General features: G+C 41.4%; 15 protein-coding genes. 6 read left to right on the plus strand and 9 right to left on the minus strand.

Features of this window, described 5'->3' with window-relative positions; all coding sequences use genetic code 11:
- Positions 1-15: 15 nt before the first annotated feature.
- On the plus strand, positions 16-885 hold the full coding sequence (locus tag NPUN_RS26840) for a DUF5895 domain-containing protein (protein ID WP_012411577.1): 870 nt from the start codon (positions 16-18) through the stop codon (positions 883-885).
- Between the two features lie 108 nt (positions 886-993).
- Here the strand turns inward: NPUN_RS26840 and mltA are convergent, their stop codons facing one another.
- Both mltA and NPUN_RS26850 read right to left on the minus strand, forming a co-directional pair.
- Positions 994-2,253 carry a murein transglycosylase A gene (gene mltA, locus NPUN_RS26845; RefSeq protein WP_041566437.1) on the minus strand — a complete coding sequence of 420 codons (1,260 nt, stop codon included), beginning with the start codon at positions 2,251-2,253 and terminating at the stop codon, positions 994-996.
- A 3-nt stretch (positions 2,254-2,256) separates the two neighbouring features.
- Entirely contained in the window at positions 2,257-2,511 is a 255-nt protein-coding gene (locus NPUN_RS26850; protein ID WP_012411579.1) for a hypothetical protein, read from the minus strand.
- Positions 2,512-2,910: 399 nt separating this feature from the next.
- On the opposite strand from NPUN_RS26850, the gene NPUN_RS26860 reads away from it, so the two are divergent.
- Positions 2,911-3,234 (plus strand): DUF4278 domain-containing protein, encoded by a 324-nt coding sequence (locus NPUN_RS26860; protein WP_012411580.1) that lies wholly within the window; start codon positions 2,911-2,913, stop codon positions 3,232-3,234.
- A gap of 158 nt (positions 3,235-3,392) precedes the next feature.
- Complete coding sequence (locus NPUN_RS26865) at positions 3,393-4,772, plus strand: serine/threonine-protein kinase (RefSeq protein ID WP_012411581.1); 1,380 nt, start codon at positions 3,393-3,395, stop codon at positions 4,770-4,772.
- Positions 4,773-4,895: 123 nt separating this feature from the next.
- Here NPUN_RS26865 and NPUN_RS26870 read toward each other — a convergent pair whose 3' ends face one another.
- The gene (locus NPUN_RS26870) at positions 4,896-5,810 is read right to left on the minus strand and encodes a Tll0287-like domain-containing protein (protein ID WP_012411582.1); all 915 of its coding nucleotides are present in this window, start codon (positions 5,808-5,810) and stop codon (positions 4,896-4,898) included.
- Between the two features lie 182 nt (positions 5,811-5,992).
- Between NPUN_RS26870 and NPUN_RS26875 the strand changes: the two genes are divergently transcribed.
- Positions 5,993-6,847: a phosphate/phosphite/phosphonate ABC transporter substrate-binding protein gene (locus tag NPUN_RS26875; protein WP_012411583.1), complete on the plus strand. Its 855-nt coding sequence runs from the start codon at positions 5,993-5,995 to the stop codon at positions 6,845-6,847.
- A gap of 19 nt (positions 6,848-6,866) precedes the next feature.
- On the opposite strand, the gene NPUN_RS26880 is transcribed toward NPUN_RS26875, so the two are convergent.
- The 5 genes from NPUN_RS26880 to NPUN_RS26900 all read right to left on the minus strand — a co-directional run bounded on the left by NPUN_RS26880 (position 6,867) and on the right by NPUN_RS26900 (position 14,707).
- Complete coding sequence (locus NPUN_RS26880; RefSeq protein WP_012411584.1) at positions 6,867-7,637, minus strand: hypothetical protein; 771 nt, start codon at positions 7,635-7,637, stop codon at positions 6,867-6,869.
- 593 nt (positions 7,638-8,230) lie between these two features.
- A complete protein-coding gene (locus tag NPUN_RS26885; RefSeq protein WP_012411585.1) occupies positions 8,231-10,963 on the minus strand; it encodes a GAF domain-containing protein in 2,733 nt (910 codons plus the stop codon).
- Between the two features lie 955 nt (positions 10,964-11,918).
- Positions 11,919-12,389 (minus strand): N-glycosidase, encoded by a 471-nt coding sequence (locus tag NPUN_RS26890; RefSeq protein ID WP_012411586.1) that lies wholly within the window; start codon positions 12,387-12,389, stop codon positions 11,919-11,921.
- Positions 12,390-12,533: 144 nt separating this feature from the next.
- Positions 12,534-14,027, minus strand: coding sequence for an ATP-binding protein (locus NPUN_RS26895; protein ID WP_012411587.1), 1,494 nt, complete (start codon positions 14,025-14,027; stop codon positions 12,534-12,536).
- Positions 14,024-14,707: a response regulator transcription factor gene (locus NPUN_RS26900; RefSeq protein WP_012411588.1), complete on the minus strand. Its 684-nt coding sequence runs from the start codon at positions 14,705-14,707 to the stop codon at positions 14,024-14,026. The genes NPUN_RS26895 and NPUN_RS26900 overlap by 4 nt, the downstream gene beginning before the upstream one ends.
- A gap of 150 nt (positions 14,708-14,857) precedes the next feature.
- On the opposite strand from NPUN_RS26900, the gene NPUN_RS26905 reads away from it, so the two are divergent.
- Both NPUN_RS26905 and NPUN_RS26910 read left to right on the plus strand, forming a co-directional pair.
- The gene (locus NPUN_RS26905) at positions 14,858-15,127 is read left to right on the plus strand and encodes a hypothetical protein (RefSeq protein ID WP_012411589.1); all 270 of its coding nucleotides are present in this window, start codon (positions 14,858-14,860) and stop codon (positions 15,125-15,127) included.
- 109 nt (positions 15,128-15,236) lie between these two features.
- Positions 15,237-15,869: a hypothetical protein gene (locus tag NPUN_RS26910; RefSeq protein ID WP_012411590.1), complete on the plus strand. Its 633-nt coding sequence runs from the start codon at positions 15,237-15,239 to the stop codon at positions 15,867-15,869.
- 133 nt (positions 15,870-16,002) lie between these two features.
- Here the strand turns inward: NPUN_RS26910 and NPUN_RS26915 are convergent, their stop codons facing one another.
- On the minus strand, positions 16,003-16,563 hold the full coding sequence (locus NPUN_RS26915) for an HdeD family acid-resistance protein (RefSeq protein WP_012411591.1): 561 nt from the start codon (positions 16,561-16,563) through the stop codon (positions 16,003-16,005).
- Positions 16,564-17,301: the final 738 nt, after the last annotated feature.

Raw genomic sequence — 17,301 nt, forward strand, 5'->3', positions numbered from 1 at the left:
TGATAGCCTAAAACGATGAAAGCATCTGCTAATTTCGACTTTGAAGACGAGAAATTTAATGCACCGCCTTCTCAAGTCATCCCTTGGTGTCAGATGATTAATCCTCGGTATGGCACAGATGGTATGCAATCCCACGGTTTGGCGATTAAACTAGACAATGCCAATTCTGTCGGCTTTGTGCCAGATGATAATTGGCAGCAGGTAGAGCATGAATTTAGTTCTGGAGTAGAAACGGTCTTTATTAGCACTACTCCAAACTTGGTTTTAGTGCGTCGGGGGCCATTGTCTGTCAAAGACCGGGAAAGTGGTCTAAAACTGGGTACGCTCAAAGAAAATTATGATGCCTTTTTAGCAGATAAACTTAAATTTAAAACCTTTACTCGCTATCTAATTTTTATAGTGGGCGAGAATAAAAAGTTTTTACACGAATCACCACTGCAACTAACTCTTAATGGTGCTGCTGGAGCGAGTTTCAGCAAAACCTACTGCGAATATCAACAAGGTAAAGTAGTTAGTGGATTCGTGGCTGAACTAGAAAAAGCTTATGCTGTTTACCGCAAGCAACCTTTAACACCAAAAGGCCCTTTGTTCCATGCTCACGGGATTTTTTGCCCGATAATTGAGTGTGAAGAAAGAGGTATTGAACCAAATACAGTTTTAGTTGCTTCAACTGTAGACTACAAACATCCTACAGTAGGGACTTTAACTCAATATTTAATAGCTTCGGATTCTCTGGAGTCTGCAATGATTTGCAAGACTTTTGAAGAATACAAAGATTTTGGGAAGGAACCTGTAAAATCAGAAATGCCTAAATTGGCAATGGCAGGAGTTTCTAACTCTTACGTTTATGCCGATGAAGATGATTTTGCTTATCCGCCGTATTAGGTGGGAATGGGGAATGGGGAATTGGGAATTGGGAAAGAAAGAGGTAATTTTAATTACTCCCCCTGCTCCCTGCTCCCTGCCCCTTTGCCTCTTCTCCATGCCCAATAATTATTCTTTGAGCAGCAAATAATATAGTGAACCATTACCGCCTGTGATGCCAGCGCGATCGCCTGCTAGTTTACCAGAACCCATAAAATAATCCACCCGTCCCGGGCCTTTGATGGCGCTTCCTGTATCCTGGTCAAGCACATAGCGGCTGACAGTACGCCTTTCTAGTTTGCCAGACCCAGCAGGATAGGGAAATGAATTGTAAATCAGCGCTAACGCTCCCGGAGGCATGAGAGACTTATCTGTGGCAATGGAACGTTCTGCTGTCACTGGTACGTGAATACTACCTGTAGCACCGGTTCCGCCAGTTTCTTGGAAGAAAATAAACCGCTCCCAGCGCGGCAGATAATTACTCAACTCCTGTGGTTTTTGCCGGAAATAACTAATTAGACGCGGCATTGTCAATCCATCTAGTGGCAGTTTGCCATCTTTGGCTAGTTCTTTGCCGATACTAGTCCAGGGGTAATCAGTTCCACCTGCATAGCCAATTGATGTTGTTTTGCCATTAGTTAACTTAATTTGGGCGGAACCTTGGATATGTACCATATATGCGTCTAGGCGATCGCGGAACCAAAGCAGTTCTAAACCGCGCAATTTGCTCTTATTCCCTTGTAAACCATCCTTCCCTTCCAAATCAATTCGTTTGGGGTGGGGTTTCGGCCATTGGCTGAAATCAGGTGGTAGCCGATAAAGGGGATATTTATATATTGCAGTTCTAACGCGGCTAGCGGTGTAAACAGGTTCGTAGTAAGCAGTGAATTTAACAGTACCCTTGCCATCGTTGCCTACAGACTGGTAAAAGACAAACTCACGGCGGACAGCAGATTGTAATTGGGCCGGTGACTTAGAACTGACAACTAGTTGGCGGAAACGTAACAAACTCCGGCGGACGCGATCGAGGGTAATTTCCTTGATTGGATAATTTTGATATGCTGCGATCGCTTCACCTTTTGTTAAGTAGATCAGACTGTTATCAATGGAAGCCAACAACGCATTGCGATCCCCTGTTTTACCTCTTTGACCCCAAATTTGGTCATCCCAACCCAAGCACCTCTGCTGGAGCGCACAATCGCTTCCTATGGCGATCGGTTTTAGCGGTGGTGCTATCTCTGGAGTGATTGGTATTGGCACTGGTGAGAGATCGGGAGTAGTCGGTATTGGCAACGGCAGTAGGTTAGGAACCTGAGCAACAGCCGACCAGAAAGGATTTACAAGGGCAATTCCCAGACTCAAGGAAAGGAAAGCAAGGGTTTTTCTCATCATTTAGTTGAATCTTTCAACACTGGAACTAAAAATAGGTTCTACCCGGATTGCCACAACCCGAGAAGGTCTTACTACCATATATTCCCCTTGAATATTTTTGATCGGTACGCTAATAAAGTCATTAGAAGCAGATTTTGGCACAAGTTCGCCACTATACCACTTCTGAAACTCTTGAATAGTAGGAAAACGTACTTCTTCTCGGTGGCCGCTTTCCAGTAGGAGGTATACGGCATATTCATTTGGAGTTCTAGCCATAAGATTGAATCATTTAAAAAACATTCAACCCATTGTTAACCACGTAACCCCTGAATGAAAAGGGTAAGCATACGGGAGGTGGGGAAGAGGGAAGAAGCAAGGGAGCAGGGGAGGCAGGAAGACAAGGGGGACAAGGGGGACAAGGGGGACAAGGTGAAATTATTGATCGAGTCTCTCTCTTGTCTCCCCCCTCTTCCTTGTCTCCATTGTCTCTTCTTCATGTTCAATGCCCAATGCCTCTTTTCAATGCCCAATGACTCCTCACTTTAGACGGCTAATCCTTTAATCGGTTCCTTCAAAAATGTAAGTTTACATTAGCTCCTGCATAACTCTCCAATCAACCTCTGATAAGTCATTGACATTGTTGAACAACAGTTAGTTATTCAGGAGGCGAAATTTATGAAACTTTACTATCGTGGTCTAAGCTACGAATACGACCCAAACAAAGTTGACAGTAAAAAAACACAACAGCCCTTTCAACCAGTTTCTCAGCATGGGCCAGCTTATAATTTGATTTACCGTGGTCTTGATTATCGTGTTGATCCGAATTCCAAATCGGCGGAACTTCCTCTATTACCAGTAGCTTATAAATTGAGCTTTAGGGAAATTACCTACTTTGTAAATAAAACTGCACAGGGAGACGTGACTGTAGTCTCTCAACCAGCAATAAATTCAAAAGTTGCGGCACTGCCGATTTTTGAAGAATTAAAACTTCAAGAATAATATAGTTACAAGCTCATCTGGAGTCTAGGGAGTCATGAACTTGTGTGTAGTACAATCCTCAAAAAACCTTTGAATTTCAGCACTATCTAGCTCAACAAATCTTGTCAAAACTGGTAGTTGTGCCAAGATGAATTTGAGGACTTAAGGCAAGTGAGACAATGTTAGGACAATTATTAGACGGACGTTACCAAATCCTCCAAGTCTTAGGTGGAGGTGGATTCGGTCAAACCTATATAGCTCAAGATACCCATCGACCAGGTTTCCCGAAATGCGTTGTCAAACACCTTAAGCCCGTCACTCGTAGCCCCGAATTTCTCGAAACTGCTAGACGGCTATTTACCAGTGAGGCAGAAACGCTAGAACAACTGGGCAACCATGACCAAATCCCTCGGCTTTTAGCCTATTTTGAAGATAACCAAGAGTTTTTCTTGGTGCAAGAGTTTATTGAGGGGCATACGCTAAAAGCGGAACTCTTACCCAATCAACCTTGGGCAGAATATCAAGTGATTCAACTTCTCCAACAGATGTTGGGTATTCTGCAATTTATTCACAGCCACAACGTTATCCATCGAGATATCAAACCAGACAATATAATCAGGCGGCAACAAGACGGTAAGCTAGTGCTGATTGATTTTGGCGCAGTTAAACAAGTCCAAACTCAACTGCTTACAGTTTCAGGGCGCACTGGGGCTACTATTATCATTGGTACTCCAGGATATATGTCTACAGAGCAGGGGCAAGGTAAGCCCCGTTCCAACAGCGATATTTATTCTTTGGGTATTATTGGTATCCAATCGCTAACGGGGTTACATCCTATTAACTTTGAGGAAGATCAAGATACTGGTGAAATTTCTTGGCAACATCAGGCTAATGTCAGTTCTGAGTTGGCATCTGTGCTATCTAAGATGGTGCTACATCACTTTAAACAGCGCTATCAATCTGCAGCTGAAGTTTTACAGGTGCTTAAGAATCTTGATAGTAAAGTAGAAGCGCAATCACTTCAATCACCATCTTTTAGACAACCATATCAAGCTTCACTTTCTCAACAAAACTCAATTGAGTATCCGCCTGCTTCCATCCTGTCTGCGGAAAATTATAGCCGCTTAGAAAAGATTCTTTTGGAATTTGTCGGCCCCGTCGCTTCAAGATTACTACGACAAATAGCGGCATCAGTAACCAACCATGAAGAATTAATTAATCAATTAGCCCTTCATCTTCGAGAAAATCAACAAATTGATTTTAAGAAGAAAACAATGTTTTTACTAGAGAAACCTACTCTACTACAGGAATTTACTGTTAAATCTGAAATTAAGTCCAATAATTTACCAAGCCAAGAATCTCAAGTAATCAGCGATAGCTTTGTGCATCAGTGTGAGCGAGAATTGGCTGATTTGATTGGTCCAATAGCTAAGTTTCTAGTCCAAAAAGCTGTTAAGTCATCTGGGCAAATTTCTCGTGCAGAATTTGTGCAACTTTTAGCATCACAAATTCCCGAACCTCAAAAATCTTTGAGATTTCAGCAACGCTTACTTTCTTGATATTTTAAATATTGTCTTTATTTATCCGTTAATTACGTTAGCGTAGCGGTAGCGAGCCCGCGTACTCTTACAGAGAAGCAAGCTACGCTTTTAGCGTCTCGTAGAGAGCGTCATTACGAATTATCAGCCTTGGTTATTCAACATCTCCATAGCTATTTTTAAGCTAGCTTTCATCCGATTAAATGCTTCTGCTAACCCACCAATCTCATCATTAGAGCTTTCTTCAAAATCAGCGCTCATATCACCAATGCTAACTTTTTGAGCTATTTTTTCAATTTTTCTGATGCGCTGAATCACATATTTTTTGATTAAAAAGTTAATTAAGAAAACTACGATCGCAAAGATAGTTATTAACAGCCCCATGATTAATATCCAAGTCCGTTTGGCATTGGCAAAAATTTCTTGGGAAGGAACAGAGATTATTTGAGCAGAAACAATCTGATTAAGTTGCCAGCCAAAACCATTTTCCGAGCCATAAGTTGCCAACTGACTTTTAGGAGCTTGATCTGGTGTAGAATGACATCGCAGACATTTCTGTTGTGTAATCTTTAATGGCCGCGCTATGTAAAATACTTCGCCTTCTGACAATTTCCGAAAGCCTGTAATTTCTTGAGTTTTGGATTCATTGCGAAAACGTTCTACAAGTTGAGTTTCAAAATTATCAGCTTTATCCGCTAAATTTGTTGGATTAAGTGTTGCATCTTTATGGAAAAAGTTTTTAAATTCGGGCTTTTTACGAAAATTTTCAAACACTTCTTTAGAAGAAAAAGTTGGTACAACTTCAGGCATGAACGTTGGGTTAGTATCTAGTCTAGGTTCTAATAAGGGATCTATCCGATTTTGTGTATAATCTCTAACTGCGTTCACCATTTGAATGAGAATCTGCGCTTGAGAAGTTACTTCATTTTGCGCTCTCCCCTGAAGTACACTGGATAAGGCAATCCCACTTCCCATAATACTGACTATGAAAACTAATATTAAAAGTAAGTTAAATTTAGCACCAATTTTTAAGTTTTTTAATGTAATGTTGTTTAACATAACCTAACCAATGAAGGTGGTATCTGAGTTTGTCTAATATTTATTTATACCTGTTAGAAAGCATCTCAACAATATTTAAATAAATATTAATTTTTTGCCACAATATAACCTATTTAGGCAGCAGTCAAACTTATCTAAATTAGTTCTGAAAACCAAGTTACTTCCTTAACCAATAATTAGTGATGTTTTTGCGACTTCCCCGACGTTTATTTCTGTTTAATCTGCTAGGTTTGACATTTGCTGCTTGTCAATCACCAAATGATATTAATGGTACGTTAACTGTTGGTGTTCTCAACTATGGTGGAGGCGAACAGATAATTAATCAATATGCTAAATTTAATAGTTATTTAGGTGAAAAAACAAACTCATATATTCAGTTAGAGCCGGTTTTTAATGAAAATAGAGCGGTTGAGCGCCTAGAAGCTCGTGCTTGGTCATTAGTATTTGCTCCACCAGGTTTAGCGGCTATTGCGATCGCACGTCACCAATATGCTCCCCTATTTCCTTTAATAGGTATTAATAATTTGCGCTCAATTTTCGTTGTTCGCAAAGACAATCCAATTACCGAATTGAAGCAACTGCAAGGTAAAACAGTGGCTTTAGGTCAATTAGGTTCAGCAACAGGATATTATTTTCCTCTTTACAATCTTTATGGTACAACACTAGCTGAGATCCTATTTGCACCCACACCTAAAGCCGCGCTGGAATTGGTGGCTCGAGGAAAAGCGATCGCCTGTGCTGTCTCAGAGGCGGAATTGGCTCTCTACGGTTCACAGTTGGCTCCCACGGAATTCCGCATACTGTTTAAAGACCCTCACTATGTACCATTAGGCGTGGTCTTGATTGGCCCGAATGTAGAACGTAACCGTCAAGAGTTCATCCGCAAAGTGATGAGTGATGCGCCTTCTGGTTTAGCTCAAGAAGTAGGGTATGTACCCAACGGACAAGTACCAGATTACAAATATATGATTTCTGTGGTCGATCGGGTAAGCTCGATTACTTCTAAGCTGCAAAAGAAACCTGTCCAATTATTTTGATTTACATCATAAATATTGCTCAAAAAAACAATTTGAATCGGGCTAGCTGATTTTGAATTGTTCCTGTCAGGATTTTATTTAGTTCTGTGATGTCTTGGAATTGCAAAATTTGCTGTGTGGGTAAGTCGAAGGGAAATTGTCCTTCAATATCTGGACGTTGCATTTGTGCTAGTACAATCTGTTCAGATCGCTTACTTTGAATAGCATAGCCAATCTCAATACAGACATTGGGACTAGGAATTAGTTGGGGGGTTTCTTTACCGTCAAGACTAGCGATGGGTGTGGTGTCAGCGATAAATAACAAACTTTTACGGATTTTTCGCATGATCGTGCGGTTAATCCGTAGAATAGCACCACTGGGGCGAGAGGATTCTACTAATGTTAGAGGAAGGCGCGATCGCAAGTTTAAACTTTCTAAACTTTTTCGCAGTTCTTCTCTAAGAGCATTTGTCGCAGCGGCATACTCAGTTTGATAGGATAAAAAAATAGTTGGTTCTAACTGAGCCAACAGTGCCTGTTTGGTAAAATAAATTTCATGACTAATTAAGTCAATGTTGGCGACGCAATAGCCACCACTTCCTTCAATATAAAATTCAATATTTTCCCCTTCTAGATAGCGCCCAAACCAAGTTGATTTCTTAACTTCGTCGCTCTCTTCTAAAAAGTCTGCCCGCAATGCCGATCTCAGCAGGCTTTTTTTGCTCAAGCGAATGTCTGGCGGACGTTTTTCTAGTTCTGGAATCGGCTCGTAATCCTGTAGATACCACGCTCTGAGCGCAATAATTGACATAAGGCGCTATTTAAATTATTTTTCACTATTTAGCTTAGTATAATCTTACACCAAGAGGAGTTCATATCTTAGACTTCTCTTTAAACACAACAACACCCAAGCATCTACTCGCTGAACTATCTTCTCTCGTTGTTTATCAGATGCAGGGATGTACTAATTTTCATCGCTTGTGTAAACAAGTTATGAAATCTAGTGACAGCGCCCCCTAATCTTCCACATTTGAGTAAATAGCAGTTTTCGCGTTGGGTGTTGCTGTGTTTTGACGAGACAGATGTAAGTTAAACAGCGTCTTTTACCTCTTACTTATCGATTCTAAATGCAGCTGTTATATCTGCCAGGGAAGCTTTTTTATGAGCTTCAATTATTAGATTATCACTCATCGATGGAAGGGAGTTTTTTTGCAACGAAACTTTACTTTTAAAGTATTGTGTAATCAAAGTCAATATATTGCAGTAATGGGATAACTTCTAAATCTTTTCTTTAGCCTATTTTCAAAAAATATCATCAACCTTTTGGATGAACAAAGTAATTACTAATTCAAATTTTAAGTTTTGAAACTAACATTCTGAAAATAAGATAGAAAATCTATTCCTCTACCTTGAGTAAACTATTTTAGCTGGAGGCTTGACGGGAATTTCAATCCAGAACTCTGTACCAATGCCCGGTTCTGAAATGCACTCCATTATTCCACCATGTTTTTCGACAATAATCTGATAGCTGATTGCCAATCCTAGTCCTGTACCCCTACCCACAGGTTTGGTAGTATAAAATGGGTCAAAAATTCGCTTTTTTATCTCTGGAATCATTCCAGGCCCATTGTCACTAATACGAATCAATAGACGAGAGTTATCTGCTGAGATTTTAGTGGAAATGCGGATAGTAGGCACTGGAGATGGCTTATTCTCTTTGTCTTCCTCCGCAGTCCCCATTTCTAAAGCATCTATGGCATTGCTGAAAATATTCATGAATACCTGATTCATTTGGCCGGCATAGCATTCTACCTTTGGGATGTTGCCATAGTCTTTGATTACCTGAATGCCTGGAAATTTACCATTTCCTTTCAGCTGATGTTGTAAAATTAATAAGGTGTTGTCAATGCCTTCATGCAAGTCAACGCGCTTGTTTTCAGCCTCATCCAAGCGAGAAAAATTGCGTAACGACAGCACTATTGAACGGATGCGATCGCTTCCTACTTGCATTGAGGTAATGATTCTTGGGAGGTCTTCTACCAAAAATTCAAAATCCACTGCTTCGATCGCAGCGCTAATTTCACTATGAGGATCGGGGTAGTGTAGCTGGTAGAGGCGTAAAATTTCTAGCAGTTGTTCGATGTAGTCACTGGCGTGGCACAGATTACCGTAGATAAAGTTAACGGGGTTGTTGATTTCGTGAGCGATACCCGCCACCAACTGTCCTAAGCCGGACATTTTTTCGGTTTGAATCAATCTTGTCTGTGTTTCTTGGAGTTTATGTAGAGTCTGTCCTAACTCTCCAGCTTTATTTCTGGCTTCAGTTTCAGCTTTACAGGTTTGTTCGTAGAGTTGTGCTTGTTGAATGGCGATCGCAGCCTGATCTCCTAACTGCTGCAATAAATCAATTTCTACATCCTGCCAATTTCTGGGAGTATTACATTCATGGGCAATTAGTAAGCCCCATAGTTCTATACCTATGTTAATCGGAACTGTTAGGTTTGCTTGAATTTGCAGACTTTGTAAAAACTCTCGATGACAATCACTTAAAGAATCGGTTGAAACATTGTTAATTGCCCGTACTCTACCCTGAGAGTATAAATCCCTATGCTCATTAGGAAAGCATTCTGGTGGTGCATTCACTCCCAAAACTGACTGCCAATTACCATTCATCTCTTCCACAATCACCGATTTACTGTTCAGTTGGAAAATCACTACCCGGTCTGAATTTAGCAGTGAGCGAACTTCGGAGACAATAGTTTGCAAGGTTGTCTGCAAGTCCAATGTCCTGCGGATCTGCTCTGTGATTTGCTTGATTACCTTGGTGAGGAGTAATGATTTTTCTAGTTCAGCAGTTTGTTCTTGCACCCGCAGTTCCAAGTTGGCATTCAGGGCTTGTACTTCTTTATATATCTGTTGCTGCTGAATTGCCATTGAAAAATGATCGTACAAGGCTTGTGCCAATGTCATGTCTTCTGGTTTCCACTCAGGTGCTAGCCCTTTTTTTTGCTCTCGCCAAATCTCAAAGGAAAGCTGGGGTAAAAGTTGTCGCCGATTTTGTTCGCATCGTCCCGCCCACAAGATTTCCGTTTCAAATTCAGCGCGAAAAATGCTTAATACACCGATAAATTGTTCCCGGTAATGCAGGGGAATCACCATCAGTCCGCGAATTTGAGTAGAACGAAATGCTAAAGCTAAAACTCGCAAATGCGGTTCTTTATATAGGTCAGAGGTTGCCCAAATATTGCCTGGTTGACACTCAGTCATCCAGTTTTGCCATGTAGGATGCTGTTCAATAATGCTGCTATCTAATTCGTAGGGTAGTGTGGGTTGGTCGCCCCAGGTGTATAGTTCCCGACTCTGTTCAATGTAAAGCCTACCACCGACTCCGCTGAATGCGGTAATAACTTCTTCAATAGCTCCCTGTAATTGGATTGTTGGTAGTTTATGCAATAGTGTGGTGACTCGGTTAATAGTAGCTTCTTGTTTTTGCTGGGTAAGCGCTGCTGTGAGTAGATTACTTTGAGCGATCGCGATCGCAACCTGATCGGCAACTTGCTGCAATACTTTGATTTCCCGCTTCAAAATCTTTCGCGGTTTACTCTGGTGAGATACCAACAATCCCCACAATTTAGGCTTTGCCGATTGTTGTGGATCGCTATCTAAAATTGGCACTACTAAAGAAGATTGCACCCCCATTGCCTTTAAGTATTGAATATGGCACGGGTCTACTTTGCGATAGTAGATATTAGTTTGTAGGTGTTTGCCAGTTTCTGTTGATTGTAGAGGTGATAGCCCGATTTTATGGTTTGCTACATCGACAATTGAACGTTGCCCCGCCAACAAAAACATCTCTCTGGCCGCTTCGGGGATATCATGAACTGGAAAGCGCAACCCCAACAAAGATGGCAGACGCTCGTTATGAATAGATTCAGCAATGACTTCACCACTACCGCTAGTATCAAAACGATATACTTTCACTCGATCTGCACGTAAAAATGACCGTACTTCAGTAACGGTAGTTGTTAATATTTCTTGAAGATCGAGCGATCGCCTAATTTGTTTGATCATCCGGTGCAGTAAGCTTTCTTGCTCTAAGCTTTGCTGCAAGCCGTTTGGTTTATCGGTAGATGTCATTGCTTATGTACACCATGACTGAAGTATATTTTTTTATAAGTTGTCTTTAATGATAAATTTAAATTTACAATGCCTTGATTTTTATTCCATTTCGATAAATTTCTGCGACAAAGACATTGCGAGGGCCGTACATCTGTTGCAATTTTTTTAGAAATGGATTAAAGGGTATTTGAAAAGTATTAGATATTTTGCTTAATTCCCGTAGTCCTAAGAAAGTTGATTTAGGGAGATATCAAACTATTTGGTGTATCATTTGTGACTTTTCAAATATCCTTTCAATTTTAAAGTAAATAAAAATTTAAACATTGACACTTATTGATTTTATATTCTTAATCATTAAAATATTTCAGTATTTTTACTTAAATAATATCTTCATCATTACCTTATTTTCTTTACCATTTTTGCCTCGAAAGCTCCCTAAAGACCACAGTGGTTCCCCTTGAAAAACTATGTATTAGTCAGATATTTCTTAATATTTACAAGGGCGATCGCTCCTACAAGTCCCAAAGCCTTAAACTACATTGTATATTCTCAATAGCAATAAGCTTTTTTCGCAAAAATAATGACTAGTTTACCAATTTAGCAAGAAATTCAAGTATTGTAAGCCATGTAAAACAATGCTTTGAATATTGCTAATACAAAATGTCACTAATAAATCAAATGGTCTTGAACTTGCTCTTTATTAAGTGGCTTTAGAGAGATTTAAGCCTTAAATGAAGTTGATTTAATTATTGGCAATTTTTCAAAAAAAATGACTGGAGAATTTTAATATTCCCCGTCTAATTACTGATTTTATATTAAATGTAACTATAAAACTCCTATTTGATTTTTTGACAAGACTCAGTGCGGATCTATCCCTTCTTTCCTATTCCCCATTCCCTGCCCACGCAAGTAAATATAGCTACGCCACGCTGCGCGAACAGGAATCAAACCGAATTCCTATATTTTGATGAAATTATTCGTAAATTCCCGTTAAAGATAGTAAATTACGAATTTCTTCACGCACACTCATGAGAGTTTTACCGAGATGGTTAAGACCTGCTTTATTAGCACCACAGCCCCAAAAAGAATCGGTTGGGGAGTTTTCAACCAAAAGCTCATCGCCTGTCTTCAGCAGAACTTCTCTAATATCAGCATGAGTGAGAAACTTTTTGAGTACAGCTTCTCGCATAATTTGCGTTTTGACTAAATCCCAGTCTCGACGGAGTTGGCGAGTGCTACATCTTCCCAAGGCGGCAGCTTCTTCTGGGGTGGCGGCGGCATGGATGAGGGGTATAATTGCCGCATCTTTGCTGCCAACAAACTTTTGTGCTTGATAATAATGCTCAACAGTTGCCCAGTAAGTGTCCTGGATATGGATTCCGTGGGGAGAAAAGTTAGAAAAACAGCCATAAGGCTGCCAAACCTTATAAAAGTAAATGGTCATTTGAAAATTACTCTTTCATATATAGCAATCCTATTTGATTTGTGAGAATTGCAACTCAAAACCGAACTTATCTAAATTCTGTCACTTCATCAAAGAAGGGAGTTGTTGCAGAGGTCAGTTTTCGCCCTAACCACTGCCTCTTACCTACTTCATCGGTAAGGTGAGGGTGAAAGCTGTTTGACCAAAAGCTGTTGAGTCAAGGGTGAGGTCGCCATGATGTGCCCTGGCAATTTCACGGGACAGGCTCAGTCCTAGTCCGATGCCTTCTATTTTGCGGGTTCGAGCCGGATCGCCGCGATAGAAGCGGTCAAAAATGCGTTCGCGTTCACTCACTGGAATATCTTTGGATGCATTGGCAATAGTGACATGGAGAGTTGTTTGAGTTTGATAAGTGCGAATCTGTATCCAGCCGTTGGCGAGATTGTATTTTATAGCATTACTGAACAGGTTTTGCAAAACTTGAATCAGAAGATCGCGATCGCTCTGTAAGCGTAGTCCATCAGTAAAGTCAGTTTTCACAGTCAAGTGGGGAGCCAGCATTTCCACATCTTCTAGCATCTCCAACAGCAACTCAGACATATCTACCTCAACCAAATACAAGCCCATTTTTCCCGCATCTGCCAGAGATAGCAGCAAAAGTTTCCGCATAATTCCACTCAAGCGGCGCACCTCATCTAATAGGTTACTTAAGCGCTGTTGTACTTCACTTCCAGGATCAACCTGTTGCAGCGTTCGTTCTATTTCGCCTTGCAAAATCGTCAGTGGGGTTTTCAGTTCATGAGCCGCATCACCACTAAAGCGGGAAGCTTGGGTAAAACTGCGTTCCAACCGTTCCAACATCAAGTTAAATACCTGAATCAACTCGACAAATTCAACATCAGTTGTGCCAATGGGAATCCGTTGATCTAGTCCTTTGACAGTCACCTGTTGAATAACGCCCGTTAATTGCCGGATGGGATGCAAAGCACCACCAGAAACTAACCATGCACCGATTGCAACTAGCAGTAGCGATCCGGGAATTGAAACCAGGAATATATTCCGAATGGTAGCCATCTCTTGATCGACGGCTTGCAGATTCACAGCAATGCCAACCTGAGCATTGGGAAATTTAGTTGCTCCAATTCGCCAAGCTGCTTTTGCTGTCTTTTCAGTGACAAATTTAGGTGGACGTGGACGAAGAAAGGGTGGCGGCCCAACAGATGGATTTCTATTTGAGGGTGGCGGTGGTTCTCTCTGCGGAGGTGATGGTAAAGGTATCAACTGAAGGCGCTTAAGCAGCAGGCGATTCACCTCAACGTCGGCAGGTAGGGAGTTAGATTGATAAAGTATGTTGCCGTTTGCATCAAGCACCAGTAGAGCAATGGGGGTTTTGGTATTGGTTCCGAAGGCATCAGATAAAGAGTCTTCGTAAAATTGCCATCGTGAGGGGCGGCTTTTTTTGCCCTGATTTTCAGGAGGTTCCCCCCGTGGTGGCATCGGAGTTGCCCGCATCAAGTGATTTAACAGTTCTGCATCAAGACGGCTGATTTTAGCATTGTAAATCTGAAACCAGGAGACTGCACCAAAACCGACTAATGTAGTTCCAGCTAAAGCCGCAGACAATAGGGCAATTCGGAGGCGAAAGGAAGGGAGTTTCATGAGCTAGACTCTGGTTTGCGAAACCGATATCCAACCCCTCGAATGCTTTCAATCCAGACTGGTTCATCAATGGGGTCAATTTTTTTACGAATTCGCTGGATACAAACATCTACGACGTTGGTGTTGGGGTTAAAGTCGTAACCCCAAACATGCTCCAGAATTTGGGTACGGGTGAAAACCCGTCCGGGAGAGCGCATCAGATACTCTAGAAGATTGAACTCGCGGCTGGTGAGTTCTATCGCCTGGCGATCGCAAGTAACTTCCCTGGTGATGCGATCGAGTCTGATCGGCCCAACACTAAGGATATTTTGGCGATTGCTCACACTCCGGCGAACAACGGCATGAATTCGAGCCGCTAACTCTTCTACAAAAAACGGTTTAGCGATGTAATCATCTGCTCCTAAATTTAGCCCTGCCAAGCGATCGTCTAGTTCATTCCGAGCCGTCAACAAAATTACCGGCGCATTCCGACCTTGCCCCCGCAAGAGTTTTAAGATTGATAGTCCATCCTTTCCCGGCACCATAATGTCGAGGATAAGAACATCATATTCATTTTCTAATGCCCGCAGATATCCTTCATCACCGTTGTCGCAGTAGTCTACAACAAATCCCTGCTCCTTCAGTCCAGCCCGGACGAAGTTAGCAATTTTCGCCTCATCTTCGACAAATAGAACGTTCACAAGTATTTATTAGTTTATATATTGTTCCATTCTAGATTCATTACCTTTCTACTTAAATTACAAAACTGTAATTTAGAAACCACGTGGACTGTAATTTTGAGGTGGCTTAATCAGAAATATGAACACCTTACCTTTTCCAGGTTGAGTTATATGAATATTCGTCGAGTCTTAACCGTAGCGGCGATTCCTTTTTTGATTGATACATTCGGTTTTAGCCTACAAAATCAGGCTTATGCCGCTAATCCATCCAATCGAAATGCCCAGATTTCTCAACAGCCTCAAACACCACAAATATCTGATAAAAAACCACAGATTAGAGATTCTAAACCCTTTCTAAATCAGAAAAAGCGTCTTCGCCAATATCCCCAAAATCATCATCAGGGTGCGGTTCAAAATCGTGTAGAACACAATAACCGTTAATTGCAGCACCCTTTCTTCCTCAAAATTACAAAATTGTAATTTACAAGCAGGGCAAACTGTAATTTTGTTTCAGTTAAATCAGAAATGTAAACGAGCTATCTTTGGAAAAATGATCGTGAATATTCGTAGAATACTAGTTGTAACAGCGATTCCCGTTCTGGTTGGCACATTTGGTTTGATTTCACTCAATCAGGCTGATGCCGCTAATAAATTCTCTCAAATTGCCCAGGCGCAACAACCACCCAACCAACCACCAGAAGGAGAACAACGCCCACCCCGACCTGATTTTAAGGCGGCGGCGACTAAGTTAGGAGTTAGCGAGCAACAGTTAAAAGATGCGTTGGGTGTTCCTGCCAATCCTCCAAAAGGCGATCGCAGTCAGCGCCCACCCCGACCTGATTTTGCAGCAGCTGCAACCAAGTTAGGAGTTAGCGAGCAGCAGTTAAAAGATGCGTTGGGTGTTCCTGCCAATCCTCCAAAAGGCGATCGCAATCAGCGCCCACCCCGCCCTGATTTTAAGGCGGCGGCGACTAAGTTAGGAGTTAGCGAGCAACAGTTAAAAGATGCGTTGGGTGTTCCGCCTCATCCTCCAACAGGCGATCGCAATCAGCGCCCACCCCGCCCTGATTTTAAGGCGGCGGCGACTAAGTTAGGAGTTAGTGAACAACAGTTAAAAGATGCGTTGGGTGTTCCGCCTCATCCTCCAACAGGCGATCGGTCAGCACCTCCTAGAAATCAGTAATTTACTCACTGAAAGCTTGCTGTAGTTATTACCAGTCTGCTCCATAACTGTGATGTTAGGCTTTAGCGATAGGGTATAGGTTACAGGGTACAAATTATTCTTTATTACCTGTTACCTCTCCCCTATACCCAATTCAGATTCCTGTTCTCTGGTTAGGAATGCGACGGCTAGGCAGTGAGAGCGCGATCATCCAAACACCTGTCAACAAAAAATTAATCCCTGCAAATAATCCCAGCACCCAAGCTGCACTGAAAGGCCATTTATACAAAATTAAAATTCCCAGAATAATGGCCATCATGCCACTAAACAGTGTCCAACCCCAATTTGGCTCTGGACGTATTTGAAATGCTGTAATTACCTCAAATACACCCTCAGCCAAAAAGACAATTCCCAAGGCGAATGTGATGGAGAGCGCAGCACCAAAGATGTTGCCAATCAACATAATCCCAGCAAGTGCATAGAGAATACCAACCACTAGCTTTAGCCAGAAGCCTTTTTGTCGTCGTGATTGCAATGCGTGGACAATTCGGACAATACCAGCGATCAATAAAAACCAAGAGATGACGATTGTAATGGCAATAGTGGCAACGAATGGTTCTGCGATCGCTGCCATGCCTAGCACAATCATTAAAATGCCTAGAACGATGAACCATCCTAAACTTTGTCTCGCTTGACCGATGTTTTCAGAATTCATAATAGTTTCCAAAATGCGTTAAAATGGCGTTTTTAGTCAAGGATTGATATTCGTCTTAATTACTTCATTTCTTAACTACTCTTGTTGACCACTAAATCGAAAATTTAGTGGGGTATTAAACTCTTGGATTCAGACGCTCGCGGACTCGCTCTAAGCGTTGCACAGCCTCTCGTAGAGAAGGCTTTACGCTCCGCTATTCACCAGTCATACAGAATTCAATTCTAAATTCTGACTTCTGAATTCTGTTTTGATAAATGCTCGATCTTAAACAGTCATAAAGATATTTAAAGCAAGCTATAGCGCTTTAAATCCGCACAACTTTTGCGGGCAAGATGCCCAGCCCACAAGTGATTTATTTTTACGGATGCAAATTAAAAGATTTTTAGCTTATGAGCATGAGCATGGACAAACGGAATCGTAATCCGCATAAGTAAAGAATTTACAATATCTGAAGTTTTGACTTCCTCATTCCTTAGAGATAAAGCAATTCCTAGCAAATACTGATATTTAGCTTTGATTAATCTTTATACAGAGTGATGAAATAAAGTTATGAAGATGCTATTAGAGTACGGCAGAATTTAGCTAACATCTCTGTGAACAAGACTTGGCTAAAATCCCCTTTGATTTTTGTTCGTGCAGCGTGGCGTAGCCATACTTACTTGCGTGTGAAGACAAGAGGCAAGATGAAGAGGCAATAGGCAATAGGAAAGAAAGCTTTTTGAGTTGTATGGAGTTTTT

The organism is Nostoc punctiforme PCC 73102 (assembly GCF_000020025.1).
Lineage (GTDB): Bacteria > Cyanobacteriota > Cyanobacteriia > Cyanobacteriales > Nostocaceae > Nostoc > Nostoc punctiforme.